This is a genomic window from Parabacteroides sp. HGS0025, from assembly GCF_000969845.1.
Taxonomy (GTDB): domain Bacteria; phylum Bacteroidota; class Bacteroidia; order Bacteroidales; family Tannerellaceae; genus Parabacteroides; species Parabacteroides gordonii.
In genome coordinates, this window is sequence record NZ_KQ033902.1 from 2,700,582 (window position 1) to 2,716,722 (window position 16,141).

Consider the following 16,141-nt stretch of genomic DNA (forward strand, 5'->3'; position numbering starts at 1 on the left):
CGGCTTGGATGTGATGAAAATCATTGATTGCAAGATGTGACTTTACTGCGGATTTACCTGTGACACTTCAATTATTAATTAAAAACGAAGAAATCATGACGAAATGTAATGAAAACATGACTCCGGGTAGTAGTAGCAAAGGTGGTTATCTGAGAGTGGAAAGAAATGTGCTGAAAGCCTCTTTTGGCGATAATGTAGAATTACGCCATCTGGCCAGGGTGTTGTTGTGTGTACAAACTTTTGTTTATTTCCGTGAAGGGGTGGTATGTTTCAATGAGGCTACTTTTATTTGCCATGCTGGCGAATGGATCACTTCGTATTCGGAGATGGCGAATCTGACAGGCTTGTGCCGTAAAACGGTAAAGAAATGTTTGATCCGTCTGAAATCTGCCGGTTTTCTGCAGGTTAAGGATCTGATAAACTACAAGCTGATCTCATTAAACAACTATAACCGACAGAAGCCGGTTTCTGTTAATACAGATTTGCCTTCACCTATCGGTCAACCGGCAGAAAATGAATCAACAGGGGATTTCTTTGGACAAGCAATGAATTTCTATAACCCTAATAACGGACAGAAAGGAATGGTGAATTGATGAAAACAACACAGAATACAAAGCGGGAAATAATCCCGAACATCAACCTGGCAATGGAACAGGCTGTGATAGCGGGCTTATTGACCAGTCCGGATGCTATATTCGATGTAATCGGTCGTTTGAAAGCAGACATGTTCAGCGACCAGCGGATCAGTTTTGTTTACCGTGCGATCCTGTCGTTAGTAGAGTCGGGTACCGGAGTCGACATGTTGACAGTAGAAAATGAGATGCTGCGTCTGGATAGCAGCCTTTATATGCAGTTGAACGGTTTGTCATTCCTTACGGAAATGTTGCTGGATGTGCGTACCGACAGCCATATCCGTATTCATGCCGATGAGCTGGTGCGCTGCTATACTTTGCGCCAGTTGGTCAACGGTTTGAAGGAGAAAGAGACGGAGGCGCAACTGCCCTCTGCCGACCTGACGGAATTGCTGACGGGAGTAGAGAATCTGGCCGGGCGGTTGCGTAACGGAATGGCTCGTTCGGTGTCGATGGAAGAGGCCGGATCGGTGGCTCGACGTGTGTTGGAAAAGAGTTTTCAGGAGCAGGCAGACCGCGAAGCGGGTAAGATCACCCGTATCCTTTTCGGCCTGTATGATCTGGATGCCCTGACCGGCGGATTGTATAAAGGGGAGCTGACAGTGATAGCCGGCCGTCCTTCGATGGGGAAATCGGCAGTGGCCTTGTGGATGGCACTCAGTATGGCCAGGAAGGGCATACCGGTCGTTTTCTTTAGCGTTGAGATGAGCAAGGAGCAGAATGTGATCCGTTTGTTGTCGATGATAAGTGGTATTGATGCCGACCGTTTGCGCTTCAAAGGAACCTTGGCTTCCGACCGTTTGCGATTGGAGCAGGCGCAGCAGGAACTGGAACGTTTGCCGATTACACTCGAATATTGCGGGTCGGATACGATAGACGACATTCGTGCTAAAGCGCAGGTATTGAATAAGCAGGGGAAACTGGGTGCTTTGTTCATCGATTACCTGAACCTGATCAATATCGTCGTATCGAAAAATCAATTGCAGGAAACGACCGATCTGGCTTTAGGTAGTATTGCCCGCAAAACGAAATTGATGGCAGAGGAAATGGAGATCCCTGTGATCCTGCTGGCGCAGTTGAACCGTGAGGTCGACCGCAGGCAGGGTCTTCATTTCCCTGTACTGAGTGATTTGCGTAACTCGGGTGCAATCGAACAGGTGGCTGATGTAGTGATCTTTGTTTACCGTGCCGAGAAATACAATATTTTTTACGATCCGAAAACAAAGGAAGACCTTCGCGGCGTTGGCTTGCTATTGTTGGCCAAGAACCGCAATGGAGCTACCGGTATAGCTAAATTCCGGTATAATCCGGCAATGACTTGCCTGACGGATTATGATCCGAGAGTGATTTAGCAAATAATGAATCTGAAAGATCAAATAAAACAAGTTGCCCGTTTGGAGGAGGTAGTGGAACGCTACCTTCTTCTGAAACGCGGAGGAAGTTCGACAAAGACTCTGGTAGGTCTTTGCCCGTTCCATGACGATCGGCATCCGTCGCTGCATGTTAATGTGGAAGGGCAATATTACAAATGTTTTGCTTGCGGCGAAGGTGGTGACCTGTTCCAGTTCGTACAGCAAATGGAGGGCTGCGATTTTCGTCAGACATTGAAGATATTAGCAGGCTGGTATGGTTTGTCGGATACGGATGATTACCGGCCTGTAAAATATCCTCCGGTAAGAAAGAAAAGTATCCCGGTGGTGAAAGATAAACCGGAGCTTGTCAGTCCTATGCATATTACCGCCCTGCTTCGTAATCACCGGATGGTGTTGAATCTTCTGGAAAAATATGTCCCGGAAGAAGATAATCTTCGAGAGACTTATAGTTTCTTTGAAGTGGGCGTTGCCTCTTATTTTTTACCACCCGATTATGCTAAATTTTGTAACCGCTTGATCTTCCCGATTCGTAATGAACAGGGGAAGCTGGTTGCTTTCGCCGGGCGTTACCGGGGAGAAACTGAAGGAACGAACATCCGTAAATATATAAACTCGTCAACCAGTCCGGTATACCACAAAAGTGAGATTTTATACGGTTTATATCAAGCACAAGATGAAATCCGTAAACATAAATTCGTCTATATCACCGAAGGGTATAAGGATGTGCTTGCCATGCACGCTGCCGGATTTAGAAATACGGTTGCTTTGTGTGGCACGACTCTGACCGAACAGCATGCGGCTTTACTTTACCGATATACACAATGTGCCATTGTTATGCTTGACGGTGACGAAGCCGGACAGGTAAATGGGATCAAATCCGCCTGGCTGTTATCAGGAAAAGGCTTTTCTGTCGGCCGGATCATTCTTGAACCGAAACATGATCCGGACTCATTGCTTCGTTTAATGGGATATCAGGAGTTCACCGGATATATCAAAAAAGTAACCCGTTTCAGCCGGTTGGAAATATATGAAGCCGATTTATTAAGACAGATCAAACAATTGTTGTCCGATTTACAATTGGCATTGACTGTAACGGAGCGTACAGATCTATTTGTACGTATGATTCCTTTGCATAAGCGATTGTCGAAAGTAACGACCTTACTGGCGCATTCTCCGGTATTAAAAGCGGACTGGTTTATTAATCTTTAATAGTTTTAGTATTATGAAAATAGGTATTCTCTATATCTGTACGGGAGTTTATGACTTTTTCTGGAAGAGCTTTTATTTAAGTGCGGAGCGTTACTTTCTCCAGGAATATTCCTGGAATCGTGAATACTTCGTGTTCACGGATTCTCCTTCTATTTATGGTGAATTTGAAAATGAGCATATACACCGTATCCATCAGGAAAATCTGGGATGGCCGGGTAATACGATGAAGCGTTTCGAAATGTTTCTGAGTATACGTAACCAGTTAGAAGATCAAATGGATTATTTATTCTTTTTCAATGCCAATATGGAGTTTATGTGCCCTGTGGGAGAAGATATATTACCTACAGAAAAAGAAAACGGATTGGTCGGAGCATTGCACACATGGTATTTTGACCAGCATAAATGGAACTGTCCGTATGAACGCCGGCGAATGTCTTTCGCTTTTATTCCATATTGGAAAGGTAAACATTATTTCCAGGGATCGTTGCTTGGAGGAACAACTGCTGCTTTTCTGAAAATGTGTGATACGTGTAACCGATGGATCGATAATGATCTAAAAAATAATATTGTGCCTATTTGGCATGACGAATCGATTATCAATAAATATTATTTGCTTCATACTCCTAAAGTGCTTGATTGCAGATATAACTATTGTGAAATAAGGAATCTACCTGTTGAAAAGAAGATAATGTATAAAAATAAGGCAAAATATTTTTCATTTGAGGATCTAAAACGTCCGTCTTACTCGACTTATCCGGTAATGCCCGGGAAAAATATAATTAAAATCCTGAGTCGGGTAAAAAAGGTGTGGAAGATAATTTTTTAACTTGAATCATTATAATTATGATTGTTGACAAAGAACGCAGGATTATATGAAGAGGATTGGAGAAAATTGTTGGAATTTTTCGGTTTAGCTGAATACCATGAGAATCTAAAGATTGCAAAAGAATATGTTATTCCGAAAAACATCTGTGAAATGATCAAAGATTTATATACTGAAGATCTTGATCTGTTCAGAATTTATGATTTATAACCTTACATTAAAATGCTTCGCACTTTATTATTATATCTCATTTACTGGAAAGAAAAATTTCGTTTATACAAACAGGTTTCTTTTAATGGATTTACCGTTGTATATGCTTTTAGAAAATCCCGGATTTGCTGGGGACGAAATATTGTAATTAACAGCCATTCATTATCCAATCTGGCAGGAATGCATCAGCGTACCATCCTTGTTGCCCGTGACGGGGGAAAAATCCGTCTCGGAGATAATGTGTCCGTATCCGGTACCACTATTTATGCACTCGAGTCGGTTGAAATTGGCGATAATACGCAAATCGGAGTAAATACGATCATAATGGACAATGATTTTCATCCGCTGAATATTACTGCAAGGCGAATGAACGACAGGAATGCCATCCGCAGGAAACCGGTACGCATCGGCAACGATTGCTTTATCGGAATGAATGTAATTATTTGCAAAGGCACTGTATTGGGCGACCGCTGTATTGTCGGAGCCGGTAGTGTGGTTTGCGGAGTATATCCTGATGACTCGGTGATTATAGGTAATCCGGCGATTAGGAAAAGATAATACATTGTACATATATATGAAAAAAGTATCTTTATTTGTTTTAGTGTTTATAGGATTTTTCCTGTTTGCAGGTGAGATTTATCTGCGTAAATGCTGGGGGGTTTGCGATGCCATATTGATGCAGGCTGATCCTGATTTTGAATATATTGCCCAGCCGGATCAACAACGCTGCCGTTTTAAAAAACATATCCGGTATAATAAATACAGCCAACGTAGTGAATCGGTCGATTCTTCTGCATTTATTATTTTGGGGTTGGGCGATTCTGTTATTAACGGAGGAACGCTTACGGATCAGGATAGTTTGGCAACCACCCGTTTATCCGGAAACTTATCCGGTTTAGGGGGTAAAGTGCAGGTACTGAATATTTCGGCGGGTAGTTGGGGGCCTGACAACTGTGATGCTTATCTGGATAAATATGGGTTATTTGGTGCAAAAATGGCTTTTTTAATTTGCAGTTCACATGATGCACATGATAATATCGATCATCGGCCGGTGGTAGGTATTCATTTGGATTATCCGGTTTCACAATATATGTCTGCGTATGGGGAGTTGTTTCATCGTTATTTGTATCCCCGGTATCTGTCTCCTTTTTTTACTTCTTTTTCCAGGAAAGAAACATCTTCTTCTTCTTCTGAAATCAAAAAAGACGGTAGAATATTTAACACCGGTTTTCAGGCTTTAGCCAGTCGTTTCAGAGCAGCGAATATTCCTTTTTTCATCTGGCTGAATCCGGAACAAAGTGAACTTAGAGCAGGCGAGTATAATGAAGAGGGGAAAGAAATTATCCGGTTTTGCCGTGATAATTCTATACCGCTGATAGAAGGACTGCGATATATGGAAAGTTCGGATTACAGAGATATGATCCATTTGAATGAGCAAGGGCAGAAAAGAGTCGCTGACGTATTAAAAAACTATATTATAAACTGGTTGATAGAAAATAAAATTCAATATATATAGAAATGAAAATTTTACATGTCATTAACTCTATGAGTGTAGTTCATGGAGGGCCGGCCCGTTCTACTTTTCTGACAGTTAAAGGGCTTAACGATTTAGGAGTCGATACACAGATATTGACAAAACAGATGTTGTCCGGCGAAGAGCCGGTATCAGAAGAATCTTTTATTCATTATTTATCCGTCTCTCCTTTTTACTATGAGCGGTGGGGATATGCGAAAAATTATTCAAAAGCTTTAGAGATGATTCCGGATATAGATATTTACCATATTCAGGAATTATGGCAATATCCGGGGTATGCAACGGCACGATGCGCCCGAAAAAGTTCTCGTCCCTATGTCGTTACTTTACATGGCGGTATGTATCCCGAAGCCATGAAGCATTCCTCGTTAATTAAAAAAATAGCCTTATCGTTATTTGAACGACGGTTATTACAGGAAGCTGCCTGTACGCATGTAACATGCATCGAGGAGATGGAGTATTACCGGGAATTAGGGTTCACCAACCCGGTAGCCGTTATTCCTAATCCATTGGAAATATGTAAAATAGAAACACCGGCTTTGTCTACCGGAGAAAAAAGAATAGGTTATTTAGGACGTTTGCATCCTCGTAAAAGGGTAGAACGTTTGCTGGCTGTCTGGAAAAATTTAAAAGAGCCCGGCGAACTATTGATTATAGGAAATGGAGAGCCGGATTATGTTGCTTTTTTAAAGAAAGAAGCAGGGCGTATGCAATTATCAAATGTCCGTTTTTTCGGATGGATATCCGGCATAGAGAAAAATCGTTTGTTGGCATCTCTTACCTGTCTGATCGTCCCCAGCGATTTTGAAAATTTCGGAATGATCGTGCCAGAAGCGCTACTTCAGGAAATTCCCGTAATCGCCACAACGGGTTCGCCCTGGAAAGAACTTGAAATTTATCGCTGTGGGCGATGGGTGAAGAACGATACGGATACGTTAACGGAAGCTGTTCGTGAAATATTGGATTTAGATGCGAAACAATTACGGGAAATGGGGGAGCGCGGGCGAAAGCTAATTATAGAAAAATATGCTATTAACCGTATTTCTCAACAGATAACGGATATGTATGATTGGATTTTAAATAGAAAAAATAAGCCTGAATTTATAAACGAATGAAAGCTGCAATCAAGAAAATAAAAATGATATATATCATCAGGTATGTATGTGCCTCCTTAGTCGGAAAAGCAGATAAGAAAATAGATTTCCTGATTATCGGGGCACAGAAATGTGGAACCTCGGCTCTGTTTGATTATATGGATAAACATCCCTTTTGTACCGGTGCTGTAAATAAAGAACGTTTATTATTTACAAAGTATTATAAAAAGAAATTAGGGTTGAAACGATTGGTCGGTTATTTCTCTTTTGGTAAGCTTTTTAAAAATAAAGGCAAATGTCTTTTCTTTGAAGCAACACCTGATAATATCTATGAAGAAGATGTTCCGGAACGTATTTTTCATTATAATCCTCAAATTAAAATGATTCTTCTGGTTCGTGAACCCGTAAGCAGGGCTATCTCCGAATACAATATGGCTTGCTGGTATGCTACAGAAAAAAACAAATGTGTAAGGGAAGATCCGGAACATGAGTATTTCGATCGTTTGAAACAACCGGATAAGTATCCTTTCGAGTGGTTTATAAAGGAAGAACTGAGAAAGATGGATGAAACGGGCTCCTGCACGTCGTCAGCTTTTCATTATCCGGATTTTATCCGTCATGGTTTATATAGCGACCAACTGGAGAGGTATTATCGGTATTTTAGTCCTGATCAACTATTAATACTGGAGGATAAAGAGCTGAAATTAAACAAGAAACAAACGTTGTTCCGAATAGAAGATTTTTTAAAAATTCCTCATTATAACTGGGTTGAAAGTGATTTGGTAAACTCTTTCTTAAACAATTCTACAAACCGTGGAATGAGAAATTTTATGAGATGACAGGGAAAAGAATGGACTGGTAATCAATTTATAAAATTTAAATTATGATTTCGATTATTGTTCCTGTTTATAACAGGGACTATTGTTTATCCCGTTGTCTCGATTCGATAATGTACCAAACTTTTACAGACTGGGAGTGCGTTCTTGTCGATGACGGATCGACAGATGGCACTTTGGAAGTATGTCACTGTTATGAGAAAGCGGATTTACGCTTTCGGATATACAACCAACCTAATAGAGGGGTATCGGTAGCCCGTAACCGTGGACTGGAATTTAGCAGGGGAGAGTATATTGCTTTCATTGACAGCGACGATTGGATAGATCAGAATTATCTTCAGTTATTATATGAATCTGCAGGTAACGGGATTATGCCCCTTTGTGGCTACCATGTGCAACAGAGGGACGGAGGAAGTATGAATGTTACTATACAAAATAACTTATACCTGATGGATAGTAATATCGCTGAACTATTAACGGAGCAATTGTCTGGCGGGTTATTGGCCGGTCCTATTTGCAAATTATACGATCGGAATATAATCGAAACTAACCGTCTCCGCTTCCCTTCAGGCATTAATTGGGGGGAAGATTTGATTTTCAATTATGCCTATTATCAACATATAGAGGGAATCAGAGGTGTTTCGTATAATTTGTATCATGTAGTCCAAGAGATAGAATCATTATCGGTGAAAGCAAAATATGCTTTTTTTCTTACGGATCATCTCAGGTTATGGAAAAGTGTTTCCCTTTTTATATTGGCTAAAGATATCGATGTACCACCTGCATTGAATGTCCTTATGGAGAAGTGGTACCGCCTCTTGTTCTCGCAGCAGATTGCCGGAGTTTTGTATGTGCATGACCGCTTATCGTGGAAACAACGCTATGAACGGATGAATTATCTGATACAATCAGCCGACAGAGAGAATTTTAAAAAATATCGTTTTAAAAGGTTGAAAGGGTTTCTAGTGTATCACAGGTTGTCTGTCTTGATATTTATATTCTACGAAGTAAAATTCTTTTTAATGAAACAATTAACAAATAAATAATACACGTATGAACAAAATTGAATTAGCAAAAGAAATTGCCGGGCGCATGTCGTTGCCGGTTACGATGTCTATTAAATTTATCGATACCATTTGTGATGTATTGGGAGAGACGATAGGAAAGAATGAATCGGTATTATTACAGAATTTCGGGCATTTTCAGCCTTGGCAACAGAGTGAAAGAAGCGGACGGAATCCACGTACCGGAGTAGTTTGTCCGATCCGCAAACGAATGAGTGTAAAATTCAAACCGGGGAAAGGATTCCTTGCAAAGTTGAACGAAAATGAAAAAGGTGCAGGTATATGAAAATAATAAATGGTTTTTGGGGTAGTTTGTTGTTTCTTATTTTATTGTCATCCTGCGGCTCGGTAAGGGATATCGCTTATTTACAGGGAGAGGGCTTATTTGATAAAATGGCGGTTGTCGATACGTTTGAAATGAAAATCATGAAAAACGATATATTGGATATTATGGTCAGTTGTGCCGAACCGGAATTGTTGCAACCATTCAATCTGCAAATATGGGGAAACAATGGGGGAAATTATGGAGGATATAACGGAAACAGGGGATACCTGGTGGAAGTGGACGGAACGATTAATTTCCCTTTGTTGGGTAGAGTGAAGGTCGCAGGTCTGACCAGACGGAAAGTAACGGAACTGGTACAGGATGAGTTGAGAAAAGGAGAATATATAAAAGATCCAATTGTAACGGTGCGCTTTCAGAATTTCCGTATTATGGTACTGGGAGAAGTAAACCGGCCAGGAACCTACAATATTACATCCGAACGGGTTACACTGTTTGAAGCTTTGAGCATGGCAGGAGATTTAACGATACACGGACGTCGTAACCGAGTTGCTGTGATACGCGAAAAAGACGGGGAACGTACTATTTTGTACCATGATCTCCGGTCGAGGGATGTATTTAAATCGCCCGATTATTATCTGCAACAGAATGATATGGTTTATGTGGAACCTAACCGGATCAAAGCGGAAGCAAGCACCCAGAACCAGTTTACCAGCGTAGGTACCTGGATGTCTTTGATATCATTCGTTATGTCGACTTGTGTACTTATTTTTAAATAATATCGTATGAGTGAGGAAAAACCTTATGTAGAAGAGTGGCATCTGAAAAGTGAGTTCAATCTTCGTACTGTTGTTGATGTCCTGATTGCCCGTTGGCATTGGTTCGCCTTATCCATTTTTTTATGTCTGGGACTGGCTTTCGTGTATGTGCGAACGGTTCCGGTCGTTTATAAGCGGGAAGCGATTGTGCAGTTGAAAAATAAAGTAAAGACGGAGGAAGCTTTTAATGAAAAGCAGATGTTTGACGACAGCAATAATAATGTGGATGGAGAAATTCTGATATTCAAATCACGCCTATTGATGGGGCAAGTGATAGGCAGGTTAGGGTTGGAAATCGAATATACAGTAGATGACGGCTTGAAGAATAAAACATTGTATTCGGATTCACCGGTAACTGTTCACTTTCCTGATTCTACGTTTACCCATCCTGCCGTTTTTTCCATTATACCTCTGGAGGGTGACAATTACAGGATAGAAGGCTTGGAAGATGATCCGGAAGGTGTTATAACATATACTTTCGGTAATCCCCAGGATAGTCCGGTCGGACGAATGGTCGTACATCGTACTCCTTCCTATAATGAGAAATGGAAGGATATTCCGGTACAGGTAATCTGTGCAGGGAAGGAATCCCTTATTTCTTCATGTCTGGGTAAACTGGAGGCCGAGCGTTCGGTAAAGGATGCCAATTTGCTGACTTTGACTTACCAAGATACGAATCCGGAGAGAGGAGATGATATTCTGAATACATTGATACAAGTGTATGTCGATGAATCTATGCGGGATAAGAATATGGTTATCCGGAATACTGCTGTTTTCATCGATGAACGTTTACAACTGATCAATCAGGAACTGGGAGATGTAGAAGGCCACATTGAGGAATACAGGAAACAGAATAAGTCGGCTGACCTTGGGCAGGAAGCCAGAATCTATCTGGATAACCGCAACCGGTATGACCGGGAAGTGACTGAACTGACCAACCAGGTGGAACTGATCGGACTTATCCAGTTGTATCTGCATGATCCCTTGAAAGAGGAACGACTACTTCCTGTCAATACCGGGATAGCAAACATCGGTATAGAAGGGATGATTGAAAAGTACAATAATACATTACTGGAACGGAATAAACTTAAGGTGAATGCCGGAGATAACAGCCCGGCTGTTAAAGAACGCAGCACGGAACTGTCTTCCTTACGGCGTACCATTGGCGAAAGCTTGCGGAATACGAAAGAGGCTATCCATACGAAACTGGATTTTTCACGCCGTATGCAGACATTGGAAATCAGTAAGATAAGTTCTATTCCGACACAGGAGAAGTATGTTTTGTCGGTGGAGCGCCAGCAGAAGATAAAAGAAGAGCTGTTCTTGTATTTATTGAACAAACGGGAGGAAAATGCGCTGACCCTGGCTACTGCCGACAGTAATCTGCGAGTCGTAGATGAAGCTTATGATGCCGGCAGGGCAGGAGCCAATATCCTAGTGATCCTATTCGGAGCCTTAATTGCCGGTATAGTGGTACCGGGTATGGTTTTCTATATCCAGCAGTTGCTCGATATCGGGGTACATGGGCGAAAAGATATAGAAGATAATTTGACAATCCCGTTTTTGGGTGAAGTGCCTCGCAAGTCGACTAAGTCAGGTTTGGCTGTTGTTCACGAACAAGGACGTGATCCTCTTTCGGAAGCGTTTCGCATTATTCGCTCGAACCTTGATTTTATGCAGGAGAAAAGCTCGGGAGCGCAGTCCATCATGTTTACTTCATTTAATCCGGTATCGGGAAAGACTTTTGTATCTACCAACCTGGCAATCGCTTTGGCTTTAACCGGTAAGCGGGTTATTTTGTTGGAAATGGATATTCGTAAGGGATCGGAAAAAGACAGTGATGGAAAAATTTTGCCGGGACTTACCAATTATTTATCCGGAAATATAACGGATATCGGAAAAATTATTCGAAAAAGTCAATGGCAGACTGGATTGGATGTTATTTCCTCCGGCCCGATTCCTCCGAATCCGTCGGAACTCCTGTTAAATAGTCGTTTGGATGAATTGATGTCTTTTTTAAGAGGTGAATATGAATATATCCTGTTAGATACGGTTCCTTATGGAATAGTTGCAGATGCCAGGATAATAAGCAGAGTAGCAGATTTATGCATTTATGTGATAAGAGAAGGGCGTATGGACCGCAGATTGTTGCCGGAGGTTGAAAAGCTATATACAGAAAGCAAGTTACCACATATGGCAGTGGTATTGAATGGGGTATGTTACCATCGTTCCTACTACGGATATAATTATGGATATAATTATGGATACAGTTATGGAAGCAAGTGATATGAAAAAGAGTACAATAAAAACTTATCTCATTAATCTGAAAGAATCGGTCGAACGGAGAGAGAGAGTTCTGAGGGAAACGGCTGGACACAGGCTTTTGGACATCGAACTGGTAGAAGCAGTTGATGGTAGGAAAATGTCAGCAGAAGAGGTTACCAGCCGTTTCCACACATTAAAGTTTATTTACCGGTACGAGCGGACTCCCAAACGGGGAGAAATAGGTTGCACGTTAAGTCATAGGGAATGTTATAGAAGATTTCTGGAGTCGGATAATGAGTTCGCACTGATTTTGGAAGATGATGTTACGTTTTTATATCCTGTGGAGGAAACGGAAGAAATATTACAACAATTGACAGCAAAACTGAGTCGGCGGAAATCACATCTGATCACTCTTTCAATACAGTATATTTATTATCCGGGAAACTCTTTTCAGATAAACTCTTTTTCTGTTTTTAAAGTATCTGATGCCTGGGGCACATGTGCTTATCTCATTAACAGGAAAGCTGCGAAAAAATTATTATCCGTTTCAAGGGCATCTATCGTTGCCGACGATTTTGTTTATATGAATTGTCATGGCATACGTGTGGATGGTATTTATCCTAATTTGGCGGCCGGAGCTTCTTCAATGAAACAGATTGATACTGAAATCCAGGATAATTCAATTTGTCAGCTACCCCGTAAAGATTTGCCATTCAGATATATGGCAAGAAATTTCTTGTTACAAAAATATTGGGGACTCTTATTGTTTTTCCGCGTATTGGCATTCAGAAAGATAGGGTTAGGACGCAATGAATAGGAAATAATACAATAAATATTATGAATGTAAAAGTTTCAATTATTATACCGGCATACAATATGTCCTCTTTTTTGGGTTATTGCTTATCATCCTGTATTAATCAAACGTTTGTAGATCTCGAAATAATCGTTGTTAACGATGGCTCGACAGATACTACTTCTGATGTCATAAAGGAATATGCGGCTCTTGACGAACGTATAGTGATGGTCGATCAAAATAATCAGGGAGTAATTTATGCCCGTAAGTCAGGATTGGAAGTCGCTCGCGGTGAATATGTCTTTTATCTTGACGGAGATGATTTTTTAGAAAAAAATGCAATCAGTGAACTCTATTCTGAAGCAATAAAAAGAAATGCAGATTATGTGGTTGGGAATTTTTATACAGTTTATGGAGACAACCGGGAAAAGAACTGTGCCATTTCTGAGATCAACGGATTATCAGGACAAAATCTACTTATTGATCTGTTGAATGGATTTTGTTGGAGTTTGTGTGGCCGATTGATCCGGAAGACATTGTTTGACGAACGAATCGTTTATAAGCCTATTGCTATGGGAGAAGACTTATTCATAAATATGCAAATAACGTTGAATGTGAAGCAGGCTGCCTATATAGAATTGTATGTCTATAATTATGTAAGGCATTCGTTATCTGTAACATGCAGACATAATGATAATGCAATTACCATGAATATCGAAATGGTGGAGGCTATTTTTGATTTGTTTGACATACATGATTATGAACAACGGATTATAAATAAGGTGTCTTTACTGTTTTTTCCATTTTTCTTATCTTGTATAAGAAAGAACGTGCCGGATACTGATAATAGGTTAAGAACTTATTATTGGAATAAAGAGGAAATAAGAAGCATGTTATGGAGAAAAAGAAAATTTTTTTATCTGGCATGTGGAGGTTATCTTTATTTTCCTGTTTTGTCAAGGATCGGGATTGAAGTAGGATGGCGGGGTATTTCTCTGTTACGAAAAACAAGATTTCAATAATATGGTTAAGAAATTGCCGGTTTTTTCGATTATTGTTCCGGTTTATAATACCGAACAATTTATAAACGTTTGCATAGACAGTTTGTTAGCACAAACTTTTTCTGATTTTGAGTTGCTTTTGATAGATGATGGTTCGACAGACAGAAGTGGATTTATTTGTGACGAATATGAAAAGAAAGATTCACGGATACGGGTTTTTCATGAAAAGAATTCAGGCGTATCTGCTGCCAGAAATAAGGGAATGGAAAAGGCATGCGGGCGTTATATTAATTTTGTAGATTCGGATGACTGGGTATCTGCAGATTATTTAAAATCTTACGTGGAAGCTCGAAAAGAATTTGATTATGATATCGTTTATACAGAAATGTCGCGCGAGTTCGAGGGAGTTATAAGTAATGTGCCATTAAATAATATTTCTGCCGAAAGTACAGTATCTTTACCGGATGTTTTATCTGAACTGCTCAATTGTAACGAGTTTGGATATGCGTGTAATAAGTCTTTAAAAACGGAGATTATCCATTCTCGTCAAATACGATTTGATTCTCGGTTACCCTATCATGAAGATGCCGTATTTATGTTTGACTATTGCTTAACAATAGAATCAGTCAGGTTATATCCGGTTTGTACTTACTACTATCGGATTCATTTATCTTCCCAATCATTTAATAGAAATATAGATTTTAACCAACATTATTTGTCGTGTATCATTGAATGTGAAAAAATACATTTATTGGCTGACCATTTGAAAAGTCATGTATTCAATAATGCTGCTAAATTATTTAGTCAGAAAGAAAAGCAAATGACGATAATAAATATGTACCGTTTGAATAATGTTCCGAAAAGAAAAAAACGATTGGATTATTTAAACAAACTTCGGGATTGTTTTTCATATGGAAATTATGAAAGCGGGGTATTGGGTATAGGAATGAGATTAAAAAATGATTTTCTGGCTGACCTGTTTTTCATGTCGATATTCAGTCTTTCCAAATTATTCCATCGAATAGGATTTCGATGATGAAAAAATCAAATATATATAGTCGAAATAAATATATGCACATGATTTATAGCAGGTGCATAGAGCTAATATAAACTTAATAATTCTAATTTATGAAACTTTTAGTAACAGGTTCTTCCGGACTGATAGGTTCGGAAGTGTGTATGCATTTCTCTGAACTAGGATGGGAAATACATGGGGTTGACAATGATCAACGGGCTGTATTCTTCGGGCCACAGGGCGATACGCGTTGGAACCAGAAACGTTTGCAACGTTTGATTCCGGGTTTTGTACATCACGAAATGGATATTCGTGACAGGGAAGGTATTATCCGTCTTGTTTCCGAAATTCAACCGGATGCAATTGTCCATACGGCTGCCCAGCCGAGCCATGACCGGGCGGCATCGATCCCGTTCGACGATTTCGATACGAATGCCGTCGGTACGTTAAATATGCTGGAAGCGACCCGCCGTTACCGCCTGGATATCCCTTTCCTGCATATGTCGACCAATAAAGTATACGGGGATGCGCCGAATGAGATCCCTATGAAAGAACTGGAAACCCGTTGGGAATATGCGGATGATGCTTATTTGAACGGTATTCCTGAAACATTCCGTATCGATCAAAGTAAACATTCCATTTTCGGGGCTTCCAAAGTAGCCGGGGATGTGATGGTGCAGGAATATGGGCGTTACTTCGGAATGCCGAGTTGTATATTACGGGGTGGTTGTCTGACCGGGCCGAACCATACAGGGGTGGAACTTCATGGCTTTCTGAGTTATCTAATCAAATGTAACCTGGAAGGGAAAGCGTATCATGTGTTCGGATATAAGGGTAAACAGGTGCGTGATAATATCCATTCGTATGATGTGGCTCGTTTTATGGAAGAGTTTATTAAAGCTCCGCGTGTGGCGGAAGTCTATAATATCGGTGGTGGAAAGGATAATACTTGTTCGATATGGGAAGCTTTTGATAAAATAGAAAAACTATCCGGCAAGAAGATGATCTATGATTATACGGATGAGAATCGTATAGGAGATCATATCTGCTACTACAGCGACTTAAGTAAGATGAAGGCACATTATCCGGCTTGGGATATTACACGCTCATTGGATCAGATTTTCCGGGAAATATATGAAGGATGGCAGATAAGATAAAACTTATATCATCAATCTGAAACAGCCTTCCTAT

16 protein-coding genes are annotated in these 16,141 nt (G+C 40.4%); all 16 read left to right on the top strand.

The genetic code is table 11. From position 1 onward, the window contains the following. Positions 1-95 precede the first annotated feature (95 nt). The 16 genes from HMPREF1212_RS10550 (at position 96) to HMPREF1212_RS10625 (ending at position 16,107) form a co-directional block, all read left to right on the top strand. Entirely contained in the window at positions 96-593 is a 498-nt protein-coding gene (locus tag HMPREF1212_RS10550) for a hypothetical protein (protein ID WP_028729232.1), read from the top strand. Continuing rightward, entirely contained in the window at positions 593-1,984 is a 1,392-nt protein-coding gene (locus HMPREF1212_RS10555) for a replicative DNA helicase (RefSeq protein WP_046149333.1), read from the top strand. Before HMPREF1212_RS10550 ends, HMPREF1212_RS10555 begins: the two co-directional genes overlap by 1 nt. Positions 1,985-1,990: 6 nt before the next feature. Then, the gene (locus HMPREF1212_RS10560; RefSeq protein ID WP_046149334.1) at positions 1,991-3,214 is read left to right on the top strand and encodes a DNA primase; all 1,224 of its coding nucleotides are present in this window, start codon (positions 1,991-1,993) and stop codon (positions 3,212-3,214) included. Positions 3,215-3,227: 13 nt separating this feature from the next. Beyond that, entirely contained in the window at positions 3,228-4,040 is an 813-nt protein-coding gene (locus HMPREF1212_RS10565) for a family 6 glucosyltransferase (RefSeq protein WP_046149335.1), read from the top strand. A gap of 219 nt (positions 4,041-4,259) precedes the next feature. Further along, a complete protein-coding gene (locus HMPREF1212_RS10570) occupies positions 4,260-4,805 on the top strand; it encodes an acyltransferase (protein ID WP_028729235.1) in 546 nt (181 codons plus the stop codon). 16 nt (positions 4,806-4,821) lie between these two features. Next, the gene (locus tag HMPREF1212_RS10575; protein ID WP_046149336.1) at positions 4,822-5,763 is read left to right on the top strand and encodes a hypothetical protein; all 942 of its coding nucleotides are present in this window, start codon (positions 4,822-4,824) and stop codon (positions 5,761-5,763) included. 2 nt (positions 5,764-5,765) lie between these two features. After that, positions 5,766-6,896, top strand: coding sequence for a glycosyltransferase (locus tag HMPREF1212_RS10580; RefSeq protein WP_046149337.1), 1,131 nt, complete (start codon positions 5,766-5,768; stop codon positions 6,894-6,896). Beyond that, the gene (locus HMPREF1212_RS10585; RefSeq protein ID WP_046149338.1) at positions 6,893-7,714 is read left to right on the top strand and encodes a sulfotransferase domain-containing protein; all 822 of its coding nucleotides are present in this window, start codon (positions 6,893-6,895) and stop codon (positions 7,712-7,714) included. The genes HMPREF1212_RS10580 and HMPREF1212_RS10585 overlap by 4 nt, the downstream gene beginning before the upstream one ends. A gap of 44 nt (positions 7,715-7,758) precedes the next feature. Beyond that, positions 7,759-8,757, top strand: coding sequence for a glycosyltransferase family 2 protein (locus HMPREF1212_RS10590; RefSeq protein WP_082099870.1), 999 nt, complete (start codon positions 7,759-7,761; stop codon positions 8,755-8,757). Positions 8,758-8,764: 7 nt separating this feature from the next. After that, complete coding sequence (locus HMPREF1212_RS10595) at positions 8,765-9,061, top strand: HU family DNA-binding protein (RefSeq protein WP_028729239.1); 297 nt, start codon at positions 8,765-8,767, stop codon at positions 9,059-9,061. Then, complete coding sequence (locus HMPREF1212_RS10600) at positions 9,058-9,837, top strand: polysaccharide biosynthesis/export family protein (protein WP_044193133.1); 780 nt, start codon at positions 9,058-9,060, stop codon at positions 9,835-9,837. Before HMPREF1212_RS10595 ends, HMPREF1212_RS10600 begins: the two co-directional genes overlap by 4 nt. 6 nt (positions 9,838-9,843) lie before the next feature. Beyond that, positions 9,844-12,162, top strand: coding sequence for a GumC family protein (locus HMPREF1212_RS10605; RefSeq protein ID WP_046149340.1), 2,319 nt, complete (start codon positions 9,844-9,846; stop codon positions 12,160-12,162). Beyond that, a complete protein-coding gene (locus HMPREF1212_RS10610) occupies positions 12,137-12,958 on the top strand; it encodes a glycosyltransferase family 25 protein (RefSeq protein WP_044193222.1) in 822 nt (273 codons plus the stop codon). Before HMPREF1212_RS10605 ends, HMPREF1212_RS10610 begins: the two co-directional genes overlap by 26 nt. 20 nt (positions 12,959-12,978) lie before the next feature. Then, a complete protein-coding gene (locus tag HMPREF1212_RS26310; protein WP_052724969.1) occupies positions 12,979-13,956 on the top strand; it encodes a glycosyltransferase family 2 protein in 978 nt (325 codons plus the stop codon). Between the two features lies 1 nt (position 13,957). Further along, on the top strand, positions 13,958-14,971 hold the full coding sequence (locus tag HMPREF1212_RS26315; protein ID WP_052349897.1) for a glycosyltransferase family 2 protein: 1,014 nt from the start codon (positions 13,958-13,960) through the stop codon (positions 14,969-14,971). 92 nt (positions 14,972-15,063) lie between these two features. Next, positions 15,064-16,107 carry an NAD-dependent epimerase/dehydratase family protein gene (locus HMPREF1212_RS10625; RefSeq protein ID WP_028729244.1) on the top strand — a complete coding sequence of 348 codons (1,044 nt, stop codon included), beginning with the start codon at positions 15,064-15,066 and terminating at the stop codon, positions 16,105-16,107. The last annotated feature ends 34 nt before the right edge of the window (positions 16,108-16,141 follow it).

Excerpts from the sequence above, each read along its gene's own strand:
- HMPREF1212_RS10550 (WP_028729232.1), top strand. The coding sequence starts at position 96 with ATGACGAAATGTAATGAAAACATGACTCCGGGTAGTAGTAGCAAAGGT.
- HMPREF1212_RS10555 (WP_046149333.1), top strand. The coding sequence starts at position 593 with ATGAAAACAACACAGAATACAAAGCGGGAAATAATCCCGAACATCAAC.
- HMPREF1212_RS10560 (WP_046149334.1), top strand. The coding sequence starts at position 1,991 with ATGAATCTGAAAGATCAAATAAAACAAGTTGCCCGTTTGGAGGAGGTA.
- HMPREF1212_RS10565 (WP_046149335.1), top strand. The coding sequence starts at position 3,228 with ATGAAAATAGGTATTCTCTATATCTGTACGGGAGTTTATGACTTTTTC.
- HMPREF1212_RS10570 (WP_028729235.1), top strand. The coding sequence starts at position 4,260 with ATGCTTCGCACTTTATTATTATATCTCATTTACTGGAAAGAAAAATTT.
- HMPREF1212_RS10575 (WP_046149336.1), top strand. The coding sequence starts at position 4,822 with ATGAAAAAAGTATCTTTATTTGTTTTAGTGTTTATAGGATTTTTCCTG.
- HMPREF1212_RS10580 (WP_046149337.1), top strand. The coding sequence starts at position 5,766 with ATGAAAATTTTACATGTCATTAACTCTATGAGTGTAGTTCATGGAGGG.
- HMPREF1212_RS10585 (WP_046149338.1), top strand. The coding sequence starts at position 6,893 with ATGAAAGCTGCAATCAAGAAAATAAAAATGATATATATCATCAGGTAT.
- HMPREF1212_RS10590 (WP_082099870.1), top strand. The coding sequence starts at position 7,759 with ATGATTTCGATTATTGTTCCTGTTTATAACAGGGACTATTGTTTATCC.
- HMPREF1212_RS10595 (WP_028729239.1), top strand. The coding sequence starts at position 8,765 with ATGAACAAAATTGAATTAGCAAAAGAAATTGCCGGGCGCATGTCGTTG.
- HMPREF1212_RS10600 (WP_044193133.1), top strand. The coding sequence starts at position 9,058 with ATGAAAATAATAAATGGTTTTTGGGGTAGTTTGTTGTTTCTTATTTTA.
- HMPREF1212_RS10605 (WP_046149340.1), top strand. The coding sequence starts at position 9,844 with ATGAGTGAGGAAAAACCTTATGTAGAAGAGTGGCATCTGAAAAGTGAG.
- HMPREF1212_RS10610 (WP_044193222.1), top strand. The coding sequence starts at position 12,137 with ATGGATACAGTTATGGAAGCAAGTGATATGAAAAAGAGTACAATAAAA.
- HMPREF1212_RS26310 (WP_052724969.1), top strand. The coding sequence starts at position 12,979 with ATGAATGTAAAAGTTTCAATTATTATACCGGCATACAATATGTCCTCT.
- HMPREF1212_RS26315 (WP_052349897.1), top strand. The coding sequence starts at position 13,958 with ATGGTTAAGAAATTGCCGGTTTTTTCGATTATTGTTCCGGTTTATAAT.
- HMPREF1212_RS10625 (WP_028729244.1), top strand. The coding sequence starts at position 15,064 with ATGAAACTTTTAGTAACAGGTTCTTCCGGACTGATAGGTTCGGAAGTG.